Source organism: Aliihoeflea aestuarii (assembly GCF_024105665.1).
Lineage (GTDB): Bacteria > Pseudomonadota > Alphaproteobacteria > Rhizobiales > Rhizobiaceae > Aliihoeflea > Aliihoeflea aestuarii.
In genome coordinates this window covers 19,540-44,382 of the sequence record NZ_JAAAMK010000009.1, presented here as the reverse complement: position 1 = coordinate 44,382, position 24,843 = coordinate 19,540, and the positions used below count along the sequence as shown (strand labels likewise).

Annotated in this window: 26 protein-coding genes; 14 read left to right on the top strand and 12 right to left on the bottom strand. The window is 62.5% G+C overall.

Annotated features, from left to right (window positions below):
- Positions 1-13: 13 nt before the first annotated feature.
- The 3 genes from GTW25_RS16275 to GTW25_RS16265 are packed head-to-tail and all read left to right on the top strand — an operon-like array spanning position 14 to position 2,950.
- A complete protein-coding gene (locus GTW25_RS16275) occupies positions 14-1,363 on the top strand; it encodes a lyase family protein (RefSeq protein ID WP_252913270.1) in 1,350 nt (449 codons plus the stop codon).
- A 3-nt stretch (positions 1,364-1,366) separates the two neighbouring features.
- The gene (locus tag GTW25_RS16270; RefSeq protein ID WP_252913269.1) at positions 1,367-2,017 is read left to right on the top strand and encodes a flavin reductase family protein; all 651 of its coding nucleotides are present in this window, start codon (positions 1,367-1,369) and stop codon (positions 2,015-2,017) included.
- A 3-nt stretch (positions 2,018-2,020) separates the two neighbouring features.
- The gene (locus GTW25_RS16265) at positions 2,021-2,950 is read left to right on the top strand and encodes a LysR family transcriptional regulator (RefSeq protein WP_252913268.1); all 930 of its coding nucleotides are present in this window, start codon (positions 2,021-2,023) and stop codon (positions 2,948-2,950) included.
- Positions 2,951-3,017: 67 nt separating this feature from the next.
- On the opposite strand, the gene eutH is transcribed toward GTW25_RS16265, so the two are convergent.
- Positions 3,018-4,238: an ethanolamine utilization protein EutH gene (gene eutH, locus GTW25_RS16260; protein WP_252913267.1), complete on the bottom strand. Its 1,221-nt coding sequence runs from the start codon at positions 4,236-4,238 to the stop codon at positions 3,018-3,020.
- A gap of 132 nt (positions 4,239-4,370) precedes the next feature.
- Between eutH and GTW25_RS16255 the strand changes: the two genes are divergently transcribed.
- Together GTW25_RS16255 and GTW25_RS16250 are read left to right on the top strand one after the other, a co-directional pair.
- Positions 4,371-5,138, top strand: a complete 768-nt coding sequence (locus GTW25_RS16255; RefSeq protein WP_252913266.1) for an SDR family NAD(P)-dependent oxidoreductase — start codon at positions 4,371-4,373, stop codon at positions 5,136-5,138.
- Between the two features lie 8 nt (positions 5,139-5,146).
- Entirely contained in the window at positions 5,147-6,397 is a 1,251-nt protein-coding gene (locus tag GTW25_RS16250) for a D-arabinono-1,4-lactone oxidase (RefSeq protein ID WP_252913265.1), read from the top strand.
- Between the two features lie 96 nt (positions 6,398-6,493).
- Here GTW25_RS16250 and GTW25_RS16245 read toward each other — a convergent pair whose 3' ends face one another.
- The 3 genes from GTW25_RS16245 to GTW25_RS16235 are packed head-to-tail and all read right to left on the bottom strand — an operon-like array spanning position 6,494 to position 10,279.
- The gene (locus GTW25_RS16245) at positions 6,494-8,740 is read right to left on the bottom strand and encodes a xanthine dehydrogenase family protein molybdopterin-binding subunit (protein WP_252913264.1); all 2,247 of its coding nucleotides are present in this window, start codon (positions 8,738-8,740) and stop codon (positions 6,494-6,496) included.
- Complete coding sequence (locus GTW25_RS16240; RefSeq protein ID WP_252913263.1) at positions 8,733-9,788, bottom strand: FAD binding domain-containing protein; 1,056 nt, start codon at positions 9,786-9,788, stop codon at positions 8,733-8,735. The genes GTW25_RS16245 and GTW25_RS16240 overlap by 8 nt, the downstream gene beginning before the upstream one ends.
- Complete coding sequence (locus tag GTW25_RS16235) at positions 9,785-10,279, bottom strand: (2Fe-2S)-binding protein (protein ID WP_252913262.1); 495 nt, start codon at positions 10,277-10,279, stop codon at positions 9,785-9,787. Before GTW25_RS16235 ends, GTW25_RS16240 begins: the two co-directional genes overlap by 4 nt.
- 159 nt (positions 10,280-10,438) lie before the next feature.
- Here GTW25_RS16235 and GTW25_RS16230 point away from each other — a divergent pair, with 159 nt between their 5' ends.
- Positions 10,439-11,002, top strand: coding sequence for a TetR/AcrR family transcriptional regulator (locus GTW25_RS16230; RefSeq protein WP_252913375.1), 564 nt, complete (start codon positions 10,439-10,441; stop codon positions 11,000-11,002).
- Between the two features lie 62 nt (positions 11,003-11,064).
- Here GTW25_RS16230 and GTW25_RS16225 read toward each other — a convergent pair whose 3' ends face one another.
- Entirely contained in the window at positions 11,065-11,394 is a 330-nt protein-coding gene (locus GTW25_RS16225) for a hypothetical protein (protein ID WP_252913261.1), read from the bottom strand.
- Between the two features lie 123 nt (positions 11,395-11,517).
- Between GTW25_RS16225 and GTW25_RS16220 the strand changes: the two genes are divergently transcribed.
- Together GTW25_RS16220 and GTW25_RS16215 are read left to right on the top strand one after the other, a co-directional pair.
- The gene (locus GTW25_RS16220; RefSeq protein WP_252913260.1) at positions 11,518-11,769 is read left to right on the top strand and encodes a hypothetical protein; all 252 of its coding nucleotides are present in this window, start codon (positions 11,518-11,520) and stop codon (positions 11,767-11,769) included.
- Positions 11,766-12,800 carry a hypothetical protein gene (locus tag GTW25_RS16215; RefSeq protein WP_252913259.1) on the top strand — a complete coding sequence of 345 codons (1,035 nt, stop codon included), beginning with the start codon at positions 11,766-11,768 and terminating at the stop codon, positions 12,798-12,800. Before GTW25_RS16220 ends, GTW25_RS16215 begins: the two co-directional genes overlap by 4 nt.
- A gap of 4 nt (positions 12,801-12,804) precedes the next feature.
- Here the strand turns inward: GTW25_RS16215 and GTW25_RS16210 are convergent, their stop codons facing one another.
- The 7 genes from GTW25_RS16210 to secA form a co-directional block, all read right to left on the bottom strand.
- The gene (locus GTW25_RS16210) at positions 12,805-13,560 is read right to left on the bottom strand and encodes a hypothetical protein (RefSeq protein WP_252913258.1); all 756 of its coding nucleotides are present in this window, start codon (positions 13,558-13,560) and stop codon (positions 12,805-12,807) included.
- A gap of 158 nt (positions 13,561-13,718) precedes the next feature.
- A complete protein-coding gene (locus tag GTW25_RS16205; RefSeq protein ID WP_252913257.1) occupies positions 13,719-14,129 on the bottom strand; it encodes a hypothetical protein in 411 nt (136 codons plus the stop codon).
- 61 nt (positions 14,130-14,190) lie between these two features.
- Positions 14,191-14,505, bottom strand: a complete 315-nt coding sequence (locus GTW25_RS16200; RefSeq protein ID WP_252913256.1) for a hypothetical protein — start codon at positions 14,503-14,505, stop codon at positions 14,191-14,193.
- Positions 14,506-14,635: 130 nt separating this feature from the next.
- Positions 14,636-14,878, bottom strand: a complete 243-nt coding sequence (locus GTW25_RS16195; RefSeq protein ID WP_252913255.1) for a hypothetical protein — start codon at positions 14,876-14,878, stop codon at positions 14,636-14,638.
- 102 nt (positions 14,879-14,980) lie between these two features.
- Positions 14,981-16,219: a GNAT family N-acetyltransferase gene (locus GTW25_RS16190; protein WP_252913254.1), complete on the bottom strand. Its 1,239-nt coding sequence runs from the start codon at positions 16,217-16,219 to the stop codon at positions 14,981-14,983.
- Positions 16,213-17,628, bottom strand: coding sequence for a lipopolysaccharide biosynthesis protein (locus GTW25_RS16185; protein ID WP_372493206.1), 1,416 nt, complete (start codon positions 17,626-17,628; stop codon positions 16,213-16,215). The genes GTW25_RS16190 and GTW25_RS16185 overlap by 7 nt, the downstream gene beginning before the upstream one ends.
- Positions 17,629-17,795: 167 nt before the next feature.
- Entirely contained in the window at positions 17,796-20,513 is a 2,718-nt protein-coding gene (gene secA / locus GTW25_RS16180; protein WP_252913252.1) for a preprotein translocase subunit SecA, read from the bottom strand.
- Between the two features lie 233 nt (positions 20,514-20,746).
- On the opposite strand from secA, the gene GTW25_RS16175 reads away from it, so the two are divergent.
- From GTW25_RS16175 to GTW25_RS16150, 6 genes are all read left to right on the top strand, one after another.
- A complete protein-coding gene (locus tag GTW25_RS16175; protein ID WP_252913251.1) occupies positions 20,747-21,709 on the top strand; it encodes a peptidylprolyl isomerase in 963 nt (320 codons plus the stop codon).
- A 24-nt stretch (positions 21,710-21,733) separates the two neighbouring features.
- The gene (argJ, locus tag GTW25_RS16170; RefSeq protein ID WP_252913250.1) at positions 21,734-22,975 is read left to right on the top strand and encodes a bifunctional glutamate N-acetyltransferase/amino-acid acetyltransferase ArgJ; all 1,242 of its coding nucleotides are present in this window, start codon (positions 21,734-21,736) and stop codon (positions 22,973-22,975) included.
- On the top strand, positions 22,972-23,739 hold the full coding sequence (locus GTW25_RS16165; RefSeq protein WP_252913249.1) for a GNAT family N-acetyltransferase: 768 nt from the start codon (positions 22,972-22,974) through the stop codon (positions 23,737-23,739). Before argJ ends, GTW25_RS16165 begins: the two co-directional genes overlap by 4 nt.
- Positions 23,740-23,747: 8 nt before the next feature.
- Positions 23,748-24,152 (top strand): (deoxy)nucleoside triphosphate pyrophosphohydrolase, encoded by a 405-nt coding sequence (locus tag GTW25_RS16160; RefSeq protein WP_252913248.1) that lies wholly within the window; start codon positions 23,748-23,750, stop codon positions 24,150-24,152.
- A gap of 95 nt (positions 24,153-24,247) precedes the next feature.
- Positions 24,248-24,559 carry a hypothetical protein gene (locus GTW25_RS16155; RefSeq protein ID WP_252913247.1) on the top strand — a complete coding sequence of 104 codons (312 nt, stop codon included), beginning with the start codon at positions 24,248-24,250 and terminating at the stop codon, positions 24,557-24,559.
- A 100-nt stretch (positions 24,560-24,659) separates the two neighbouring features.
- Positions 24,660-24,836 carry a Flp family type IVb pilin gene (locus GTW25_RS16150; protein ID WP_252913246.1) on the top strand — a complete coding sequence of 59 codons (177 nt, stop codon included), beginning with the start codon at positions 24,660-24,662 and terminating at the stop codon, positions 24,834-24,836.
- The last annotated feature ends 7 nt before the right edge of the window (positions 24,837-24,843 follow it).

Genomic DNA, 24,843 nt, shown 5'->3' with positions numbered 1-24,843 from the left:
GCATGCCGACAGAATGACGCCGCAGACTCTCTTTTCACGTAACAGTTTGTGGCAGGCGTGGCTGGATGTCGAAGCGGCGATGGCACTCTCCCAGGCCGAGGTCGGATTGATCCCCAAATGGGCCGCCGACGAGATCGCCCGAAAGGCCAGGCTCGAGCATTTCGATATGGCCATGCTCGAAAAATCCGTTGCCGAAACCATGGCTCCGATCGTTTCTCTGGTGCGCGCCCTGTCGCAGGTGAGCGGAGATGCGGGACGCTACGTCCATTGGGGTGGAACGACGCAGAATATCATGACGACAGGAAGGCTGCTTCTCGTTCGCCAGTCGCATACCGGCATGCTGGACAACCTTTCCGATGCCATCGAGCGTCTGGGAACGCTTGCCGAAGAACATGCCGAAACGGTGATGGCCGGGCGCACCAACCGCCGTCAGGCACTCCCCATAACGTTCGGATTCAAGGTTGCCGGATGGATCGAGGAACTGGCCCGGCAAAACGATCGCTTCATTGCGGCCGAAAGCCGCGCATTCGCGCTTCACTTCGGTGGTGCGATCGGCGCGATGCATTCCTTCGCGGGCAAGGGGGCTCAACTCAACGCAGCAATCGCGCAACGTCTCGGGCTCGCGCCCGTATTGGTGCCGGATCGCGTTTCACTCGATGGGCAAGCCGAATATGTCACCAGCCTCGCGCTTTTCGCCATGGCAGCCGGTCGGATCGGTTCCGAACTCTATCGTCTGATGGCGGACGAAACCGGCGAGATCAGTGAGAATCTGGGCCATGCCGTCATCGGCAGCTCGACCATGCCGCATAAGGTCAATCCGAAGCACGTCGTAGGACTGATCTCGTCGTCGGCACAGCTTCGCTCGAAGGCGGCGCCTGCTCTGGAGGCAGGCATGCCCTCGCACGAAGGTGACGCGGTCTGCAATCAACTGATGTCGTCTACTTTGGAGAGCGCTTCCGCCTTGGGATGGGAAGTTGCGAGCCGACTGTCGACGACGATCGCCAGTATCGAAATCCACGCCGAACGGATGAGCCGCAATCTTCAGATCAACAGATCGGTCATTGCGACCGAGAATCTCATGATGTCTCTTGCGGAGAAGATCGGGAGGACGGTCGCGCATGATCTGGTGCATGAGGCGGTCATGGATTTCAATTCCCACGGCACCTCCATAAGCGACACGCTTCTTCGGAACTCCCGGATTTCGCAGATGATGACGCGGGACGATCTGGAGGCGTCGCTCGATCCGTCCAGCTATCTCGGCGACAGCATCGTCATTGCGCGCAAAGCCGCCGAACTCGCGGCGAAAACATCGACGGCGATGAGATCACGCGCCGCGTCCGGCCTGCACCAGACAGCCAGGTAGAGGATGGACGCCTATCATTCGTTCACACCGGCCGATGGCCACGGCCTGCCTCACGATCCCATCAAGGCGATCGTCGCTCCCCGGCCGATCGGGTGGATTTCCTCGATCGACAGGGCGGGCATGATCAATCTTGCCCCCTACAGCTACTTCAACCTTTTTTCTCACAAGCCTGCGATCCTGATCTTCGGAAGCGAAGGCTGCAAGGATACGGTGCGCAATGTCAGCGAGACGGGCGAGTTCGTCTTCAACCTGGCAACGGAAGATTTCGCCGACGCGCTCAACCGGACCTCGCTGCCCCACGCTGCCGACGTGAACGAATTTGCCGCCGCCGGTCTCGGCATGGCGGATTCCGAAACCGTTTCGGTCCCGCGCGTCGCCAATATCGCCGCCGCCATGGAATGCAAGCTGGTTAGCGTGCAGGAACTGACCGATGCGAGCGGCCGGACCATCGGCTCGCATCTGGTGATCGGCGAAGTCATGCGTGTCCACATAGCCAAAGCCTGCCTGGCGGACGGTCTTTTCGATATAGTGCGCGCACGGTCCATAGCGCGTTGCGGCTATCGCGGAGACTATATTGTCGTTGAAAATACATTCGAAATGCTGCGCCCGACCCGAAATGATAGCATTCGAGACGTCGGCCACAGCAAGGGATAGTGGATGAACCTGCGATCGCTCAGAATATTTCGGCGGGTCGTCACGACAGGATCGCTGGCACAGGCATCGCAGGATCTGAATATCTCGCCATCTGCGGCAAGCAGGCTGCTGACGATCCTCGAAGCCGAACTCAAGTTGAGACTGTTCTCAAGATCGAAGCGACGCCTCGAACTGACAGAGGAAGGCGACAGGTTCTACCGGCAGACCGAGCATATATTGCGTGGGCTGGACGAAATGGACCTGGTCGCGTCGGATATCCGTTCGCGCGCCGACGAATTGCTCAGCCTCGTCACGGCAGCGCCGCTTGCGATGGGATTGATCTCGCCGACGCTTGCGCTGATGCAGGAGCGCAACGAGACATTCGAATGCGTCCTGAACGTCGAGACCCGCTTCGACCTGGAAAGCAAGGTCGCTGCGCGCGCCTACAATATCGGGATCATTTCCCTGCCTCTTGAAAACGCCATACTCGACCTGGCGGTCGAGCCGTTTATGGAAACACGACTGGGCGTTTTGTTGCGAACGGATCATCCGCTCGCGAAAAGGCCGCAGATTTCCGTAGAGGATTTGCGCGACCAGCCGATGATCACGCTCACGAAAGGTCAGCGGTGGCGTGACAGACTGGAAAGTCTTTTCACGGATGCCGGTGCTATCCCGAAAATCGGCGTGGAGACGACCTCAACCCCGGTCGCCAAGGCCCTTGTGGGCGATCGCGCGGGTGTGATGATCGCGGACAAGATTTGTGGACGTGTCCATGAAGGCGAACCGCTCGTTTTGAAACCGCTCGTCCAGGAAATCTGGATCACTTACGCCACGCTTCATCCCAAAGGACCGCGATCGAGGCGCAGTGCCATATTCGTCGAAGCCATGCGCAATTACTTGCAAGGGGAGATGAAGCGCGATCCTGACTCTTCGAAAATGCTTCGCATGATCTGATGGAGAATTTAGTCCGAGCGGCAGATGGGCTTTCAAGGCCCATCCGCATAGGCTGCTGACCGTTGTTCTACTCCGCCGGAACCCGGATAGCTCCCCCGGCGCTCTGATGCATCGTCTCGGCGCGGGGTACGGCGATGTACAAAGCGATGTAGAATCCGGCGATTGCGCCGGCCAGCTTGCCGAGCAGGATGATGACGATCAGGCTTGGCTGGAAATTCGCCGTGAACGCCAGATGGTCACCGAACAGGAAGGCACCGCACACGGCAAAGGAGAGCGTCAGAACCTTGTCGCGCGGCGTCATGTCCTCGATCAGTCGGAAAAGCGCGATGATGTTGGCGCAGGCCGCGACCAGTCCTGCGGCCCCTTCCGCCTGAAGGCCGAGGCGCCTGCCCATCGCCTCCATCGGTCCCGACAGATACCGGGTGATGAGATAGACCATCGGAAATGCGCCAGCGAGCATGATACCGATATAGCCGGCGAGTTCGAGAGCGCGGAACTGGTCCGCTTCGTCCGCGATGATGGGATCGAAGCCCCAGCCACCGAAGATCGTGGAAAACGCGCTGGTGAAATATTCGATGATCGACAAGACGAGGATGATGCGCAAAACAGCGGTCAGAACCTTGCCGAAGATCAGGAAGCCACGGATCATCGCGCCGGGAATGACGGCAAGGCCGAGTGCGAATGCGCCGCAGATGACGACCAGCGGAATGAGATTGGAAAGAAGCTGTCCCATCTCGATCGCCAGTGTGAACGTCGCGTCCGCATTCGTCGAAACCACGTCGCGGATGACCGGATTGGTCACGACGAGCAGGATGCCGGCAACGAGAGCCCCGACGGGGATCGACAGGAAGCCCGCCATGACGCCGAGCGCCATATAAGGGTGATCCTCCACCTTCAGCATGGTCAGGCCGATGGGAATGGAAAAGATGATCGTCGCGCCGGCCAGATAGCCGACGACCATGGCGATGATCCAGTCCTCGCGCGACCGCGCCAGCGCATCGGCTAGCTGGTATCCCCCCATATCGACCGCGATGAATGTCGTGGCAGCGATGGACGGGTCCGCGCCGACCGCCGCGAAGGCCGGTCCGAAGATCGCCGGGATGGCCATCGAGACATATGGCTGGGCAGCCATGATGCCCGCGACCGGCACGAAGATGATGCCGATCGTGTAAAGGCCGGACAGGAACTCCTTACCCAGTCCGCTTTCGTCGTCGATGATCGATGCGATGGCTCCTGCCAGCGCACATGCCATGATGATGTAAATCACCAGATTGCCGATGAATTCCATGGATTTGTCCCCTCATTTATCGGGAGACTTTATGGGTGGAGCTTCCGTAAAGGCAAGCGCTGATATAGTTCGGTTGACGGTGGCCTCGATGCTTGCAACCTTGCTGCCGGAAAAGAGCAGGGAGGCCATTCATTGAGTGGACAGCTTGAAGGGCGCGTGGCGCTGGTCAGCGGCGGCGCCGGAGGATGCGGCCTTGCCGCATCACGGCTTTTTGCCCGCGAAGGTGCCTTGGTCGGCATCGTCGATCTTCCCACCAGCGATGGTGCGGCCGTCGCTGCGGAGATCATCCGCTCTGGCGGGCGGGCCGTCTTCGCACCGGCGGATGTTTCGAACGGCGCAGCCGTTTCGCAGGCCGTCGCCCATGTTACCGGCGAACTTGGTCCCGTCACGGCTCTGTTCAATCACGCCGGAACGCTGATCGTGAAGCCGTTTCTCGATACCAGCGAGGAAGAATGGGATCGCCTCATGGCGATCAATGTCCGCTCCATGTTCCTGATGACCAAAGCCGTGTTGCCGGGAATGATCGATGCGGGCGGCGGATCGATCGTCTGCACCTCGTCGATTTCGGCTGTCGCGGCGACGCCGATGGAAGTCCTTTACGATACCACCAAGGGCGCCTGTCACATGTTCGCCCGCGCGATCGCCGTCGAGTTTCGCGACCGGAATATCCGCTGCAACGCTGTGTGCCCCGGCTTCATCAAGACCGCGCATGGCAACCGGGAGGTCGAAGCGCTGACGCGGTACGGCGTCGATGTCTCGGACGCTGCGATCGCCGCCCAGCAGGGGCGCATGTGCGAGCCGGAGGAAGTCGCCGAGGCGGCACTTTTCCTGCTGAGCGACCGGTCGAGCTTCGTGTCCGGCACGCATCTTTTCGTCGACAATTGTTTTACGGCAATGTGAGGAACGGCATGACTGAACTCGGCAGGGGTGGACACTGGCGCAACTGGGTGGGCAACCAGTCCTTCATTGCGCAACACATGGCGGAGCCCGAGGATGAAGCCCATGTGAGCGAGGTTGTGGCCGAAGCGGGCCGACGCGGCATCGGCGTGCGTTGCCAGGGCTCGGGCCATTCCTTTACGCCCGTGGTCGCCACGAGCGGGTTGCTTCTCTCACCGAAAAAGCTGACCGGCATCATCGATATCGACAAGACGAACAAGACCATCCGCGTGAAAGCGGGAACGCGTATCGGCGATGTGGGGCGCGCGCTGAAAGAGCAGGGCCTGTCGCTGATCAATCAGGGTGACATCGACACGCAGGCGCTCGCTGGCGCGCTGTGCACCGGCACCCACGGCACCGGCATCAAGCTCGGCAACATGGCGTCCCAGATACGTGGCATGCGTCTGGTCCAGCCCTCGGGCGAGGTGCTGGACGTTTCCCTCGACACAGACGAGGAGATGCTGCGCGCCGTGCAGGTTTCCGTCGGCGTCATGGGCGTCATCACCGAGTTCACGCTTCAGGTGATGGACGCCTACAATCTGCATGAAAAGCTCTGGCGCGACGATTTCGACACCATGCTCGCCAAGCATGACGAACTGGCGGCAACACACCGGCACTTCGGCTTCTTCTGGTGCCCGCGGCCGGAAAGCCGGCATCTCTACTGCTTGCCCGATACGTCGGCAGCCTCTTCGACGGACAAGGATTACGACGTCTGCGAGATGAAGGTCATGGACTTCACCGACGCGCCGCCGGACTCCGTTTCCGGCCCGTTCGAAAAAATCGCCTATTCTTCGGAGATCTATCCAATCGAATACGTACCGAATTTTCATGAGCTGGAATATGCGGTTCCGCTGGCAGCCGCGAAAGAGGCGCTGTGCGCCGTGCGGGAACTCATGCTGACCAAGCACCCCGAGTGCATCTACCCGATCGAATATCGCTTCACAGCGGGCGATCCCGGATGGATGAGCCCATTCCACGAACAGGATTCCATTACCCTTTCGGTCTCAGGCGGTCCCGGAATCGATTACTGGGCCTACCTTAACGACGTCGATCAGATTCTGCGCCGCTACAACTCCCGTCCGCACTGGGGCAAGATGCATTTCCTCAACCGACGGGATGTGGAAGATCTTTACCCACGTGCCAATGATTTCCGCGCCTTGCGCCGCAAGCTCGATCCCGAAGGCATGTTCCTCAACGACCATCTGAAGCTGATGTTCGGCTAGGGTTCTCAAAAGAGCGACAGGCCGAGACGACAGGCGCTTCAGGAGCGCCTGTCGAAATTGAGGGCTGCTAGGTTCATGGCAGCGAGCCACTCTTACTCACGCGTTCAGAAGGTCCTCGATGCGGATCGGGAATCGGCGAATGCGTCGACCGGTGGCATGCCAGATGGCGTTCGCGATCGCGCCGACGGTGCCCGTTATGCCGATCTCGCCGACACCCTTGATGCCGAGCGCGTTCACGTAAGGGTCGTCCTCGTGAACGGTGATAACCTCCAGCCCCGCGACGTCGGCATTCACGGGCACATGGTAGCCCGCGAAATCGGCGTTCATCACACGACCGGAACGACGGTCGAACTTGGCCTCTTCGTGAAGCGCGAACGATATGCCCCAGATCATCCCTCCCATTAGCTGGCTTTCCGCCAGCCGCGGATTGATGATCCGGCCGGCCGCGAAGGCGCCGACCAGCCGCGTGACGCGCATCTGACAGAGTTCAGGGTCGACCTTTACTTCGGCAAAGACGGCGCCGTGTGAGTGCATGGCATGCTTTTCGGCCGCCTCCGGGGGGCGGGCGGCGCTCCCGTTGCCCGTCACTTCTGCTTTTCCGGCACGCGCGAAAATGTCGGCCAGCGCTTCGCTTCGGGTCTCGTCGCCCTCGACATGGATGCGGCCGTCACGCGCAACGAAACGGGCGTTGCCGGCACCGTGCAGCGGAGAATCCTTGTCCTCGGCGGCGATCTGGCCGAGCTGGGCAATCACGTCGCTGCCTGCCGCATGAAGGGCATTGCCGGCCGTTGCGGTATGACCCGAACCGCCCGCGACGCCGCCATCGGGCAGTCTGGAATCGCCGGCGCGAAACTCCAGCCTGTCGAGCGGTACGCCGAGGCTATCCGCCGCGATCTGAGCAAGCGCGGTCCAGGCGCCCTGGCCCATGTCGGCCGCCGATGTCTCGACGAGCGCAGTTCCATCGGCGCGCAGCGTGGCGGTCGCTTCGGCAGCGAACATCGGACAGGGAAAGAGCGCGGTGCCCATTCCCCAGCCCGTGAGCAGACCGTTCTCGTCGCGCATCTGCCCCGACTGAAGGGGGCGTCCGGCCCAGCCGAACCGTTTCGCACCCTGCAAATAGCAGTCGCGCAGGGCCTTCGAGGAATAAGGCTTGCCGGTTCCAGGTTCGGTTTCCGCATAGTTGAGCAACCTGAATTCCAGCGGATCGATACCGGCGGCCTCGGCGAGTTCGTCCATGGCGCATTCGAGGGCGGCCGACCCGGACGCCTCGCCCGGCGCGCGCATCGGGCCGGGGGTTCCAACGTCAAGACGGACCGCCCGATGGGTGGAGCGCAGCGCCTGCGCGGCGTAGAGCCCCTGCGATGCATTTGCCGCCGGCTCGACGAAGTCGTCGAAGGTGGAGGTTTCGGCAACGCCCTCGTGGTCGATGACGGTCAGCGCGCCTTTCGCACCGATGCCGAGGCGAAGCCGTTGACGCGTCGCTCCGCGATGGCCGACCGGGCCGAACATCTGCTGGCGGGTGAGCATCAGCTTTACGGGCCGTGCCGTTTCACGAGCTGCGAGTATCGCCAGCACCTGCGGACCTGTCGGGATTGCCTTGGAGCCGAACCCGCCACCCAGATACGGACTGCGTAAGGTGACGTTCTCGGCGGGAATGCCGAAGAAGAATGCATAGCCGGCACACGACATCGCCAGTGCCTGGCTCGGCATGTCGAGGGTGAGCCGGTCGCCTTCCCAGGCGGCGACGACCGCATGGGTCTCCATCGGGTTGTGGTATTGCGACGCGGTTTCGTAGATCACGTCCACGGACTTGTCGGCAGCGGCATGTCCAGCTTCAACGTCTCCGTGTTCAGCGCCTGCCGGAAGACCGAACCCTTCGGGCTCGAAGCCGAACGATTCATTGTCGTCGAGCGCCGTGCGCGCCGGGTCGGCCGTATAGCGCGGCTTGAGCAGGCGCGCACCCTCGGTGGCGGCCTCCAGCGTTTTGCCGACCACCAATGCGATCGGCTGGCCGGCATAGCGGACGGTATCGTCCTGCAGCACCTCGACGCGGAAGGAGAACATGGTCGGTTTTTCCGACGGATCGCCCTGCAACGCCGGACGGTTCTGCGGCGTCATGACGAGGGTGACGCCGGGATGCGCCTTAGCCGCATCGGTGTCCAGATGAACGACGCGGCCGCGCGCGATCGTCGCCGGGACGTAGACGGCGTAGAGCAGTTTTTCCGGCGCGTTGTCGGCGGCGAAAACCGCAGCTCCGGTCACTTTGGCGATGCCGTCACGGCGGGTGACCGGCTGGCCCGAATTGGAGCCGAACCGGACGGGGCGGGCGAGAATGTCAGACATGAGCGAGTTCTCCGGCTAGTTCCCCGAAAGGAGAGGCAGGAAGTGCGGGCATGCGCGCAGGTGTGCCCGCGGCAGCCAGCGTGAGCGCACGGATGACCGTGCGGCGGGCAAGTTCGATCTTCCACGCATTGGCGCCGGAAGGTGACGCCCCGGCAAGGGCGGCATCGGCCGCGCGGGCGAAGAGATCGGTGTCCGGCAGATGCCCTGCCAGAAGCGTTTCGGCCTCGGCAACGCGCCACGGCCTGGCCGCGACCGCACCGAGCGCCAGCCTTGCCTTCGAGATGCGGCCACCCTCCATCTGCAATGCGGCAGCGCAAGAGGCGACCGCGAACGCGAACGACGTGCGTTCACGCACCTTGAGATAACGCGCGTTGGCGGCAAACTGCCTGGCTTCGGCCGGCAAGCGGACCGCGACGATAAGTTCACCGGGCTGCAGCGCGGTCTCGCGTTCCGGCGTATCGCCGGGAAGAAGGTGGAAGTCTGCAATGGCGATCTCGCGCTGCCCTTCCCGTCCCCGGATTTCGACGACCGCGTCGAGTGCGGCAAGGGAAACGCACAAATCCGACGGGCTGGTCGCGATGCAGGCATCGCTCCAGCCCAGCACCGCCAGATTGGCGTTTTCGCCGGCGCGGGCGTCGCAGCCGGAGCCGGGCTCGCGCCGGTTGCAGGCCGCGTTCGGGTCCTGGAAGTATGCGCAACGTGTCCGCTGCATCAAATTGCCGGCGACCGTCGCCGCGTTGCGAAGCTGACCCGAGGCGCCGGACAGGACGGCCTCGGCGATCGCGGGAAAGCTTCGCGCGAATTCCATATCGCTGGCGAGTTCCGCATTGCTGACGAGAGCGCCGATGCGGGTGGCCCCGTCCGAAAGCGTCTCGATTTCCCGCAGGCCCGGCAGACGGTTGACGTCGATCACCGTGTCGGGCTGCAATGCACCTGCTTTCATCAGGTCGACCAGATTCGTGCCGCCGCCCAGCCATGACGCACCCGGTTGCCACGCGGCCAAAGCCTCGTCGATGGTGGCGGGCTGGATTAAATCGAAGCTTTTCATGCTGCGTCCTCCCTTCGGTTCTCTGCCATGCGGCGGGTCGCCTCCTGCACGGCGAGCGTGATGCCGTGATAGGCGGCGCATCGGCAAAGATTGCCGCTCATGCCTTCACGAATCCGCTCGGGATCGTCGCCAGCGCTGCCTTCCATGATCAGGCCCACCGCGCTCATGATCTGGCCCGGCGTGCAGTAGCCGCACTGGAACGCGTCGTTCTCGATGAAGGCGCTCTGAACCGGGTGAAGCTCGCCGTTCGAAAGGCCCTCGATGGTAGTGATTTCGGCACCGTCCAGCGTCGCCGCCAGCGTCAGGCAGGAATTGACCCGCCGTCCGTTCACGAGGACCGTACAGGCCCCGCACTGGCCTCGATCGCAGCCCTTCTTCGTTCCGGGCAGCGCAAGGCGCTCGCGCAGCAGGTCGAGCAACGTTACGCGCGGATCGTCGAGCGCGACGTTGCGGGCGCCGCCATTTATCGTCAGATTTATGGAAAGTGGCATCTTGCTTCCTTCCTTGGGGATTTGCTGGTGGTCAGCTACTCGCGCCGGGGCGGAGAAGCCCGTATGATCGCCCGATAACCGAGATGTTCGAGTAGACACGAAAGAGACTATACGGAGGAGCCCTCCGTTTTTCAAGATGGAGATTGAATTTCAGTGGAAATGCGCAAGCGCAAGCCGCGTTCCGATGCCTTGAGAAATCGTGATCGGCTCATCGAGACGGCGAAGGATGTCCTGGGTAAAGGCGGTCCGGAGGCCAGCCTTGAGGCGGTGGCGCGGCAGGCAGGCGTCGGGATCGGGACGCTCTACCGGCATTTTCCGACGCGTCAGACGCTTTTCGACGCCGTCTTCAGCAAGGATATGGAGCAACTCGTCGAAACGGCGGAGGGACTGGTCGACGCGAACGACCCCGTCGAGGCGCTGCGAAGCTGGCTCCATGCAAATGTAGCACTGGTGGAAACCAAGCGCGGCCTTTTGGGCGCACTCGCCATCGCGATGACGGAAGAATCAAAGAAGACCTATGCCGATCAGTTCAACCGTGTAAGCACGGCCGTCGATCGTTTGCTGAAGCGGGCCGCCGACGCCGGCCTGATCCGCCGGGACGTGACGGGCGACGATCTGCTCCAGACCATGTACGCCCTGTGCTATGCGCGAGAACCCGGTCCAACCTGGCGTCCACAGGTCCTGCGTCTTCTCGATATCTTCATCGAGGGCCTGAAACGCTGAGCGTCTTGGACGGTTGAAAATTCCGCCGAGATCCGCCATTCGCGGTGCTGGTCCTCCACACGCTATCCGGTTTGAGGAGCTTGGTTAGGATGGCGGACATCCAAAACGCTCTGCAATCGAAACCGCACCCCAAGCTTTGCGCCGATTGTATGATCGTGATTGCGACCGTCCTGGAGCCATAGCAATGTGTCCAGCCAGAAGCCGTAAATGTGGCTGACGTGGAACAGGCCGAAATGACCGATGGCATTGCGCGAATAGTCGTCGGGACGGATCAGCACCACGCTGCGCTCGGCCTGCGTGTAGCGCCGGAGCGCGCGGCGGGTTGCCGGCAACGTGCCCAATTCGTCGTCGGATATGGCTATTGCGAGGATCGGTGTGCGAACCGCCGACATTCATGTGGTTACAGCGGCAGTGTACAAGTCTAAGAACCATGGAAGTGGCGTAGCCCGACGATCAGGAACATTACCCGGACAGATCGAGCTTTCTCTGGCGAGCAATAGGAGCGTTACTTGCCGATGACCGGACTGGATGCGTTTCGCTGGGTGATCGTGGTGGCGGTGCTGGCTGGAGCTTTGTGGATAGGTATCGGCCTGATGGGAGAAGCTTATGGTTCGGGCCCGCCGCACTATGGCGGAACGGCGAACATGGACAAATGGACAAGCCCGTGGCCCGCGGTTCTGCTTCTGGCCGGTCTCGCGACCATCGTTGTCGCCTTCGTGACGCCATGGCGCAGCCTGGGGCGTGGAAGGCGGAAGGAGTGGCGATGATGCGCCTGCTTTCACGTATGTTCGCTGTCGGCAAGGCGGGCACGGCGTTCCGCGAGCCCGGCCCGAAGCCGCTCGAGCTCGCGCCACTTGCGGACGGAGGCAATCCGATCCATGCACTGCTCGACGAGATCGGCCTGCCATGGCGTGAGCCGCGCGGGATCGTTGAGGCGCGTTTCGGCGTTTCGTCCGATCCGTTCTACCGGTGGGAGGTCATCAGCTTCGATACGGCCACCCCGATCGTGCCGGGTCTGCTGCGGCCGCTCAGCGCGCAGACGTTCCTGAACTTAGCGCCACATCTGCCCATTACAACGTTCGGCGGCGAAGTCTGGTTCGAGGACGATGCGCGGGTCAATTTGCGCCGCACGGCGCGGAGCCTTGGCGAGCGCCTGGGACCGGCGCCAATCGGCCGGCAGTACAACACGATCAGATGCGAATGGAAGGCGGGCGCCGCCTCGATCGGGCTGATAACCTGGCCGCCGCGATGGCAGTCACCAGCCCTGCTGAACGAGGCGCACGAGCGCGATCCGCGCCTGAAGACAGCCTGCAGCATCTCGATACGGACCGCGTTCCGCCCGCCTCTTTCCGCCCGTGAGCAAGCGTGGCTCGACGATTTCGAGCCAGTCGCCGCGCTCGGCGTCGGACCGCGTGTCGCGATTGGAAGCGTCAAAAACACTCCCGCGAATGAAGTCGATCTCGAATATGTGCGCGAGCCTCCCGCCGACGTCGCCCCGTTCTTCGACAAGCTTGGACATTCGCGGGATCGGCGCGCGCTGATCTTTTGCGACTACCAACTCTTCGTCATTCCCAATGAGGATATCATCGCCTTCGAGATCGAGCGCCTGCAACGGGCCAAGGGTCCGGGCGGATCGTCGCTTTACGTGGTGTGCCGAACGACCTGTCCGAAGGTCTCATCCCAACGGGTGCGCATCATGGCTGGAAGCAAGCCCGACGCGTTGAACGACATCGGTCGCACGATCGCCACGGCGCTCGACAGGCCGCTGGTCATCGGGGAGTACGAAGATGACGTGTAAGCCTTCACGTCTCGGTGCACGATGCCGCGCGCTTGTCTGTTGAGGACGGTGCTGTTCGGCGCGCCATCGCCTCGCTGGCGAAGAACATCACGTCGACATTGTAGTCGCGACCCACGCGCGTGATGAAACGTTGGAGCTGTTCGGGTGTCGAGTGGAGAACGGCACGCACGACCCGGCGGAAATCCGCCTCGGTCATCCTGATCCTGCCCGGCATCGTCGAGTGCTGAAGCATATAATGGCCTGCGACTTCGAGAACGGCGCGACGCCAGGGCTCATCGAGCAGAACCGCAAGATCGCGTTGCCGGATCGGAAACCGGAACTCCACTTCGGATGGACCGAAGCCGACGAGTTGGGAATAATACAGACGACCGCCGATCTCGTTGACATGAGGCTCGAAGCCTTCGCCCATGCGCCGCAACGCCGAAGCGTCGCCCCGCTCGTGGCGACGTCGTTCCCACGCACGCAGCAAGGACCACAGGCCGAAGGCGGCCGGCACGATCACAAGCGCCAGCCAGCCGGCAATCTCCAGCGCCCAGACAAAGATTTCCCGCACGTTCATCCGGGACACGGAATTGTTGTGCTCAAATGTGGGATTGAGCGCGAGGAGGACGAGCGCCAGCCCGTAGGAGGCGACCAGCCCGCCGAGAACGAGTCCGACACCTGCCCGAACTTCCAGTAGCGAGCGAAACCGGACGGCGTCGGCGACCACGGCGACAAAGGCACCAAGGACAGCGAGGGGAAAGAGATAGAGCATCAGCATCGATGCACGCCGCCTGTGTCAGGAACGCGCGGGGCGAGGGCAGCGCAAGGCAGGCGGATTGTCGCTTCGAATCGCAGGGTCAGCCCTCCCGTGTGCGGGCAATCGCCGATGTCCGGAGAGGCGAGGGTGATGCCCGAACCGACAGTCACGGCACACGATCACAGACAGGGATCGGCGAGCGGAGGGCGATCGACCGCGAGTAATTCGTCGGTTTGCGCGTTCATCTGCTCGATCGGGTAGTCGAGGACGCTTTCGAATATCATCCTCATCTCGCTACCGGCTTCGCAGATATCGGCATCGACGTCGGTCGGCACCGCTTGCCACGCATCGAGCTGCTCGCGGGTGAAATCGGAGTTGCGCAGGATGAATTCGTCCATGCGAGCTATGTTGGCGTCGAGCGCATCGAGAAAGTCGCGGTTTTCGTCCAGCTTGCAAATCTCGCCATATTTCGCCAACTCGACATAGATGCCCCAGGCGCAAAGGACAGGGCGCTGGCCGGTATGTATGTCGTCCTGCGCGTGTGCCAGCGTGACGATGCAACCAAGCGCCATCGCGAGCGAAATATGCATTGGAAAGGAGCCGGCTTTGAAAATCACGCGAGCCTCATCGGCGCTGAATCGCTGTCCGCCGCTACCTGCCCTGAACGACACGGATGAATTGTGGGCTTCGCGTACGGAAGTCTTCGTAGCTGATGCGGCCGTTCGCGATGCCGGTGAAGGCGCGCGTGCAATAGGTGCGTCCGACATTGCTGCGAGGGCTGACATTGACGATACGCGCAATCTCGGCCCGGCGAGCCGCCGAACCTTCATTGATGCCTCTGGCGCATCGATTGATTGCTTCCTGCCGCGCGGCGGGGCTGCCTCTGACGATCTCCTGAGCCTGCCCGTAACTTCGCTCGGTGACGCAGCCGGCCAGAACGAAGGCAGCGCATGACAGCGCGCTCACCACGGATGCTCGCATAACGTGTCCCCTTCCTTTGCCGCAAGGTAAGCACACGTAGCACCGGCTGAAAAGACGTGAGTTTTATGCGTGCCGGCCCGCGCGACCGCACGGGCCGTTCCATGCGTTGACGGTACTACCGAACGAAGGCGGTGACCGACGCGCCGACCAGACCGATCGCGATGACCAGCAGGAGAAGATAGACGCCCTTGCGGTCGAACATGACGGCGAAGGAGCAGAACCATATCGAGACGGCGCTGCCGAGCGCGTAGAGGAATGTGGGCTTATCGGGCCAGATGAGGCCGGCGAGCATCAGGCCACCAACGATCAGGCTGCCGAAGACGATCATCAGGTTCAGGGCAAATCTATCGGAATCCATCGGCTATTCTCTCGTCGCACCGCAATTTCGTGGCGAAGGCTCTGGGCACCCGCATGTTCTACATCGTCCGGTCATCATCGAAAAGCAAGCGTTGCAGATCGATCAGTTGAATGGCCGGCGCAAGCGTCGGCGCGCTTGCCGCATTAGATTTCGCATGCGGGCCTCGCGCGCAAGGCCTCGCGCGGCGGCGTTCGCCAGGCGATCCGAGCCCGGCTCGAGGCCGACGACGAACGTGGCCATGGGGGCGCGCTCCTGCCAGAGCCTATTCATCACGGGATGGTCGGGAACCGCGCAGGAATCGCTCATCGCGACGTTCAAGTCCTCCAGATGGTGCCTGGTTACCGCCATCATCAGGAGGGTGCCCGGCGAATAGGCCGAATAGGTCTCGTCGAAAGCCGTCTTCCACGTATAGGCGATTCCGGATTCGAGCAGCACCACGAGCGATGCGATCGGGCGGCCGGCGATGGACAGCGTGTGAATGCGACACATGGCCCGCTCGCTGAGGTCGGCGATCGCCTCGCGCACGAAGGCGGCGCGGAAACGGTCGGTGATCATCGCAGTGCCCGCTCGACCTTTCCAGCCGCCCGCTTCCAGCGAAAGGAACGTCTCGATCGCCAGACGCGTGTCGGCGGGCGTTTCGGCGATGTCGTAGACGATCTCGCCCGTCTCGGCGAGCCGCCGTTCGAGCCGGCGCAATTCGCGGTAATGATTCTTGCTCAGCGACAGACGCAGATAGGCGTCGCCGTCGAGGTCCGAGATCAGCGTCGCGCGCTCATATTCCAGCACCTTGATCATCGGCAGGTTCAGCGCCTCGCTCGCACCGCGCAGCGTCGCGGCGAAGACGCCTTGCGTTCGTATGTCGGGAAACTGAAGCAGTTTCGGCAGGGCCTTTTCGGAAGTTGCGATCATGCGCAGAAAGTCTTCCATGATCGCCTGCGGGTCGTCGCGGTCGACCAGCGGCGTCCCCAGCGGACCGAAAGGGCTCGACCATATGCGGATCATCGGCGGACCCATCCGCAACATCGGGCGCTCGACAGAGAACGGCGCGAGCAGCCGCAAACGGCTTCGCGTGTCGCGCTCGTCGCGCATGACGGCAAGCCGCACCTCACGATCTTCCAGACGAGGCATGGCGGGCGCCAGAAAGCGCGGATTGAAGAACACGTTCGGCTCGATCGCCCGCAACGCCAGATGGTCGAGTTCGGTCACGAGATCGTAGCCGTTGGAGGCCGGATAGATGTCGAGCCGTCGTCCCGAAATGATCGGCGGTATGTCGTTGCCGCGATCGGGCGCGTCCGCGAGATGGCCGAGCATCGCCGCGGGGGCAGGGGCTTTCGCTACCATGACGCCTCCTTTGCGACGGGCGCGCCTGCACCCATCCACATGTCGATGCCGAGCTTGCGCCTGACGGTGAAGGCGAGCATCGCCGCCTCGCACATCATCGCCAGCGCCGTCGCGAATGCCGCGCCCCACAGCCCGTAGGCGGGAATGAGAAGGCAACTCAGGCCGACATTGAGGGCAAGGACCAGGGCGAAGACGAGCGCGCAGACGTTCTGATAGCCGCTCATGGTGAGGAGGCTTTCGGCCGGGCCGACGGTCGAGCGCGCCAGGACGCCTGCTACGAGGACGAAAAGGAGCGGATAGCCCGCCGTGAACTCGGTTCCGAACAGCCAGAGGAGCGGTTCGCCCACCATAAGCAGCAGGACGGCCATCGCGAGCGTCGGCCAGAAGGTCCAGCGCACCGTGTCGCGGGCGAATACGGAGAGTTCTTCCATCTGCTTGCCGTGGACCAGGCTCGAAAAGCGCTGTGCTGCCCCGGCCTTGACCGCGAAATAGACGAAATGGACGAGCGCCAGCGTCTTCACCGTCGCGAAATAGACGGCGACGTCGGTCGGCTCAAGGAAAAAGCCGACGACGAGCACGTCCGCGTTCGTCACGATGTAGATGAAGCCCTCGATCAGGAAGACGGGCAGGGAGACGACGATCCAGCCGCGCACGAAGAAGACCCGCTTTACCGGTTCCGCCAGACGCTCGGCGCGGTTGGAGACGGTCAGAAGCTGGAAGAGCGTCGTAACGTAGACAGCGGCGATCGCGGCATACATGCCGGTTTCGGCGGTCGCCGGCGCACCCGCGACGACGGCCGCGACCATGACCGCGATGATCAGCAGCGGACGCATGATGTAGGTCGGCAGCATGGCGTTGAACGGCCAGGCATGTCCGCGCGCCACGCCCTGCATCAGGTCCGAAAGCGCCATCATCGGCAGGCAGATCATACCGAGCAGAAAGGGGACGACATGGTGCGATTCGATCCGGTCGGAGAGCGTGTGGATCAGGAACGCGCCGGCGATCGCGATCACCGTCGAGGCGAGGAGCACTATCAGCTTGCTTGCCAGAAGCACGCCCCGAAGTTCGCCATGGCGTGACTGGCTTCGATATTCGGGAATGAAGCGGATGATCGATGTGTGGAACCCGAGGCAGGACAGATTGCCGAGGATCAGGATGGCCGTCCAGACCAGGACGAACACGCCATATTCGAAGCCGCCCATCCAGCGGGCCAGAAATACCTGGCTTGCGAATGCGATCGCGGCCGATGCGATGCGCACTGCGAACGCCGTCATCGACATGCGCGCCGCATGGCTGCGCTCATCCTTGCCGAAAGCGAGCGCGTCGAAGGTTTCCAGATAGGGACGCGCGCGCACTGCGAGCCGTCGCGGCAGAATGCGCTCGGCTGTCATTGCAGCGGATACTCGCACGCTTCAGCCTTCCGTTCCTATGCCCAAGCCTGATTGAATAGGGCCAAAGACTTTAAGAAACGGTTCGGAGTGCGGTTCGCACTTTTCCTAAAGACGGGTTTCCGCCGATGCCGGTCAAAATCGTGACCGGCATCGGCTTTGCCCATGAGATCAGAGGAAACCGCGCTTCAGGCGAACGCGCCGTGGCAATGCTTGTATTTCTTGCCGGAGCCGCAGGGACACGCCTCGTTGCGGCCGACCTTGCCCCAGGTGCCCGGATCGTTCGCATCGCGGTCTTCGGGCGCGACGATGCGATTATCGTCGGCTTGCGATTGCGAGGACAACTCGTCCTCGCCGGTCAGCGGATCCTCGTGGTGGCCCTGCATCGCAGGGGCCTGCGGCGGCGGGGCGTCTGCCGCCTGGCGGACGAGTTCGACACGCATCAACTGGCTGGTGACGACCTGGCGCAGACTGGTCAGCATCGACTGGAACAGCTCGAACGCCTCGGTCTTGTACTCGTTCAACGGATCGCGCTGGGCATAGCCGCGGAAGCCGACCACGGAGCGCAGATGGTCGAGATTGACCAGATGCTCGCGCCACAGGCTGTCGAGCGTCTGGAGCATGACCGACTTTTCCACATAGGTCATGACCTCCGGCCCGAACCGCTCGGCGCGGTCCGCGGCGGCGACATTGGCGGCCTCCATGAGGCGCTCGCGGATCGCTTCCTCGTCGATGCCTTCCTCGGCCGCCCATTCGTCGATGGGCAGATCGAGGTTGAGCCCCTCGCGGACCGCTTCCTTCAGTTCGGGAATTTCCCACTGCTCGGCATAGGCGTTCTCTGGAATGTGGCGCGCCACGAGGTCGTCGACGACGTCCTCGCGCATTTCCGAGACCGTCTCGGTGACGCTGCCGCCTTCCATCAACTGGATGCGTTGGTCGAAGACGACCTTGCGCTGGTCGTTCATGACGTCATCGTATTTCAGAAGGTTCTTGCGGATGTCGAAATTGCGCGCCTCGACCTTCTTCTGCGCCTTCTCCAGAGCCTTGTTGATCCAGGGATGGATGATGGCCTCATCTTCCTTGAGCCCGAGCTTGGTCAGCATGGAATCCATGCGGTCCGAGCCGAAAATGCGCATCAAATCGTCCTGAAGCGACAGGAAGAACTTGGACCGGCCCGGATCGCCCTGACGGCCTGAGCGGCCGCGTAGCTGGTTGTCGATGCGGCGCGATTCGTGGCGTTCCGTGGCGAGGACGTAAAGGCCGCCGGCTGCCAGCGCCTTGTCCTTCAGGCGCTTGATGTCGGCGTGGATCGCCGCCTCCTTGGCATCGCGGTCCGGGCCTTCGGGCATGTCGCCGAGTTCCTGGGCGACGCGCATGTCGGCATTGCCGCCGAGCTGGATGTCGGTGCCGCGGCCGGCCATGTTGGTCGCGATGGTGATCGCGCCGGGCTTGCCGGCCTGCGCGACGATCGACGCTTCCTGCTCGTGATGGCGCGCGTTCAGCACCTGAAAATCGGTAAATCCGTCTTTCCTGAGACGTTCCGCGAGCTGTTCGGACTTTTCGATCGAGGTCGTGCCGACGAGGACCGGCTGTCCCTTCTCGCTCGCTTCCTTGATCTCGCGAACGATCGCCCGGTATTTCTCCTCGACAGTGCGATAGACTTCGTCGTCTTCATCGAGACGCTGGACGGGCAGATTGGTCGGAATGTCGGAAACGCCAAGGCCGTAGATATTGCCGAATTCTTCCGCCTCGGTCTGAGCCGTGCCGGTCATGCCGGCCAGCTTCGAATACATGCGGAAATAGTTCTGGAAGGTGATCGAGGCGAGCGTCTGGTTCTCGGGATGAATCTTGACGCGTTCCTTGGCTTCCAGAGCCTGATGCAGCCCCTCGGAGAAGCGCCGCCCCGGCATCATGCGGCCGGTGAACTCGTCGATGATGACGACCTCGCCGTTCCTGACGATGTAGTCCTTGTCGCGCTGGAAAAGGCGATGCGCCTTGAGCGCGTTGTTGACGTGGTGGACGATTGCGACATTCTCGACGTCGTAGAGCGAGGCGCCCTTCAAAAGTCCCGCTTCGCGAAGCAGGTTCTCGAGCTTTTCCGTGCCTTCTTCGGTGAAGGTCGCCGTGCGCTGCTTTTCGTCGATCTCGTAGTCTTCGGCGACCAGATTCGGGATAAATGCGTTGATCTGGTTATAGAGTTCGGAGCGATCCTCGAGCGGACCCGAAATGATGAGCGGCGTGCGGGCCTCGTCGATTAGGATCGAATCAACCTCGTCGACGATCGCGAAATGATGGCCGCGCTGGACCATCTGCGCGCGTTCGTACTTCATGTTGTCGCGAAGGTAGTCGAAGCCGAGTTCGTTGTTGGTCGCGTAGGTCACGTCGCATGCGTAGGCCGCCTTGCGCTCCTCGTCGGAAAGACCATGCACGATGATGCCGGTCGACAGACCGAGGAAGCCGTAGACCTTGCTCATCCACTCGGCATCGCGGCGGGCGAGATAGTCGTTGACCGTGACGACGTGGACGCCCTTGCCGGCAAGCGCGTTCAGATAGACGGGAAGCGTGGCGACGAGCGTCTTGCCTTCGCCCGTGCGCATTTCGGAAATTCCACCTTCGTGCAGAACCATGCCGCCGATGAGCTGGACATCGAACGGCCTCAGGCCGAGCGCCCGCTTCGAGGCTTCGCGAACCGTCGCGAAGGCCGGAATGAGAAGGTCGTCGATCGACGTTCCGTCCGCGATCTGCTTTCGAAATTCTTCGGTGCGGGCACGCAACTGCTCGTCGGTGAGGGCGGAAATTTCGCTTTCCAGAGCGTTAATTGCCTCGACCCGGGGTCGCAGTCCCTTGATGCGCCGATCGTTCGAGGAACCGAAAATCTTGCGCGCAAAGCCAGCGAGACTGACCATCAAAGGTCCTTTCAATAAGAAAGCCAACCGGGTGAACCGGTGCGCCGGTTTGCTGATGCAAGGGCGCGTTAAACAATAAAAAGCGTCCGGAAATGGGTTCTGGACGCCAAGTCGAAGGACAGATAAGAGGGGGCACAAGCGATGTCAACGCCGCCGCAAATGCCGTCAAATGCGGAATTCCGCCACATTCGCAACGGCTGAAAAGAACATCGAACCTTCACCGGAGTGTCTTCATGAACAGTATGATCCGTCGCCTGTCCACCGCCGTCGCGCTCGTGGCGCTGACCACGGGGGCTTCTTTGGCGCAGGACGAGGCGGCTCCCGCCGTCGACCCTAGCGCGGTCGTCGCGACCATCAATGGCGAGGATGTGACGGAAGGCGATCTGGAGTTGGCGCTTCAGGGACTGGAGCAGCAATTCGCACAGCTTTCGCCCGAACAGCGCCGCGCCGCCGCCCTTTCCGCGCTCATTGAAATCCGTCTTCTCGCCGACAGGGCCGAGGAAGAGGGACTGGCCGACGGCGATGAATTCCAGCGTCAGATGACGTTCCTGCGCGAGCGCGCCCTGCACAGCGCATTCATCGAACAGACCATCGCAGCCGGCGTGACCGACGAGGAAGTGCGCGCCCGCTACGACCAGGAAATTGCAAATGCGCCGACCGGCGAAGAGGTTCGCGCGCGCCACATCATCGTCGAAACCGAGGAAGAGGCGCAGGCGCTTATCGAGCAGCTCGATGGCGGCGCGGATTTCGAGGAACTCGCGCGCGAGCATTCGACCGATGGAGCGGCAGCGCAGGGCGGCGATCTCGGCTATTTCGCTCAAGGCCAGATGGTGCCGGAGTTCGAGCAGGCTGCGTTCGCGATGGATGCCGGTGCATACTCGGCCGAGCCGATCCAGACGCAGTTCGGCTGGCACGTCATCAAGGTCGAGGACAAACGTCAGCAGCAACCGCCCGCTTTCGAGCAGGTCGGCCCGCAGATCCGCTCGGTCCTGTTGCGCGAGCGTTATTTCGAGGCGGTCGAGGACATCCGCGCCGCCGCCGATGTCGAAATCGCCGATGCGGAACTCAAGGCGACGCTGGACGCGATGGAAGCGGCATCGCAGCCAGGTGCGGCCAGCGAATCGGACGCCGAATCAGGCGCCGAAAGCCCGCTCGAAACGGCGCCGTCCGACGAGACCACAGAACCCGCCCAGTAAACGCACGCTTCGGCAGGTCCGCGCATGTCCGATACCGTCTCTCCGCTCGCTCCGAAAACCTATCCGCAGATGCCGCCCATCGACGGCGTGCGGATCGCGACTGCGGAGGCCGGCATCAAATACAAGGGCCGCACGGACCTGCTGGCGATGGTCTTCGATGAAGGCACCACGGTCGCGGGTGTCTTCACGCGCTCGAAATGCCCGTCCGCACCGGTGGATTTCTGCCGGGCCAATCTGCCCGGCGGCAAGGCGCGCATCCTCGTGGTCAATTCGGGCAACGCCAACGCTTTCACCGGCAAGAAGGGACGCGAGACAACCTCGTTGACGGGGAAAATCGCGGCCAGGGCCGCCGGCGGTGCCGAAGCCGAGGTTTTCCTGGCTTCGACGGGCGTCATCGGCGAACCGCTCGATGCGATGAAGTTCGCACATCTTCTGGGCGACATGGTCGCCCGCGCCGAGCCGGGCCTGTGGGCCGAGGCCGGCAAGGCGATCATGACGACCGATACCTACCCGAAATATTTGACCGCGACGGTGAAGATCGACGGCGTGTCCGTCACGATCAACGGCATCGCCAAGGGCGCGGGGATGATCGCGCCGGACATGGCGACGATGCTGTCCTTCGTCGCCACCGACGCGCCGATCGGCGCGCAGGCATTGCAGGACATTTTGGGCAATGGCGTCGACGGCACGTTCAACGCCGTCACGGTCGACAGCGACACCTCCACCTCGGACACGCTGATGCTGTTCGCCACGGGAGCCGCCGAAAAGCGTGGCGCACCGCATATCGAGGACGCGGCCGATCCAAGGCTGTCCGACTTCCGCGAAGCCCTCGACGGGCTGCTCAGGGCGCTTGCCTTGCAGGTCGTGCGCGACGGAGAGGGCGCGCGCAAGCAGATCGGCATCACAGTGACGGGTGCGGAAAGCGACGTATCGGCAAAGAAGATCGCGCTTTCGATCGCCAACTCGCCGCTGGTCAAGACCGCGGTCGCCGGCGAGGACGCCAATTGGGGCCGCGTCGTCATGGCCGTCGGCAAGGCGGGCGAACCCGCCGACCGCGACCTTCTGGCGATCTGGTTCGGCGATATCCGCGTGGCGCATCAGGGCGAGCGCGATCCCGGCTATTCCGAGGAAGCCGTGTCGGCCTATATGACCGGCGATGAAGTCGACATTCGGGTCGATCTCGGTCTTGGCGACGGGCAGGCGACGGTCTGGACCTGCGATCTCACCAAGGAGTATGTTGCCATCAACGGCGACTACCGCAGTTGAGCCCGGTCGGCTCCAAGGTCGATCTGCCGTCCGTGCGCCGTTTCGAGGCGGCGGGTTTTCGTGCATGGCCGGCGCAGGCAACTTTTTATGACGGCACCTGGTCGGTGCGCCTGACGCCCGACATGAAAGCGCGGCGGCTCAATTCGATCAATCCGCTCGATCGCGGCGATGGCGAGCGGATCGATGCGCGCATCGACGCGCTTCGCGAACGTTTTGCAGATGCGGGACGGCAAGTGGCCTTTCGCCTGTCCCCGCTGGCAAGCCCCGAATTGGTGGCGCATCTCGACCGGACCGGATGGAAGACGGAAAGCCCATCGCTGGTCATGCGCGCCGATCTTGGCGACATGGAACTCGGCTCGACGTCGTCAGCAGGTGAGGTCCCGGTCGGGGAATTCGGCAGGGTTGCGATCGCCATGGACAATCTCGATGCCGCCCATGCCGCGGGCTTCGAGGCGTTGATCGGACGTATCCGGGCCAAGGTCGGACTTTTTCATATCGATATCGGCGGCGAACCCGCCGCCAATGCGATCTGCGTCTGTGACGGGCAGGTTGCGGGCTTGTTCGAAGTCGTCACCGCGTCCCGGTTTCGCGGGCATGGTCTCGGCCGGCAAATTGTCGAGGCCGCTTTCGGCTGGGCGCGCAGGCAAGGTGCCTCGATCGGCTGGCTTCAGGTCGAGGCCGACAACATGGTCGCGCTCGGGCTGTATCGTTCGCTCGGCTTCGACATGGTCTATCCCTATCACTACAGGATCAAGCCGGCATGAATGCCGATATGTCCAAACGTCTGCTGCTCGTTGCGGCCTGCGCACTGGTCGACACGGATGGCCGTGTGCTTCTTTCGCAGCGCCCGCCCGGCAAGCAGATGGCGGGTTTGTGGGAGTTTCCAGGCGGAAAGGTCGAACCTGGCGAAACGCCGGAAGAGACCGTCGTGCGCGAGCTTGCCGAGGAACTGGGCATCGAGACGAAGACGGCCTGCCTTGCGCCGCTCACTTTCGCCAGCCATTCCTACGAAGATTTCAACCTCCTGATGCCGCTCTTCGTGTGCCGCCGTTTCTGGGGAATCCCGCAGCCGCAGGAAGGCCAGCAACTGAAATGGGTGCGGCCGACGAAAATGCGCGACTATCCGATGCCGCCCGCCGACGAACCGCTGATCCCGTTCCTGATCGATCTGCTTTGACGTCGAATTGATCTAATTTGTGTGGCCGCGTTAATCGATGATTCAGTCAATCCTGCGAAATTCCCGTGGATTTCATAGGGCAGGCAGGGATTTGCATGGCACGCCGCTGGGACGATTTTTCGGGGCACCTGCGCTTTTCGGACACGAGCGCGGGAATTTTGCGCGTCACGCTTCTGTTCGGTTCGGCAGCGATTGCACTGACCCTCATCCTCGTGCCGATCGCCGACAGGCATGCAAACGAGCGTTCCGTTGCCTCCGTGCCTCCGCAGGGCGTCGATATGATGTCGACAGGCTCGATCGCCGCGCGCGGAGGCGACAGCTACACGATCCGCCGCAGCGTGCTTCAGCCGGACCCGAATGCCGTCTGCATCATTCGCGACACAGGCGAACGGACGGGTGCGTGCTGAAATTGCGCGCATGGCAGTCAACGCCCGCTTAACGATATTGCTTGGCAGCTTCCTAATATTTGGCTGGTAAAACCGCGCCATCTTATCAGCGGGGCCGGTCATGCCGTATCGATTCTGGAAGAATGAAGATGGCGCGACCGCGATCGAATACGGCATGATCGTCGCGCTCATTGGCGTCGGCATCCTGGGTGCGCTGACCGGAACGAGCAGCAATGTCGTCACCATGTGGACGAACAACAGCGCCGAAATTTCCGAAGCGATGAGGGGCACGCCCTAACCGGGCT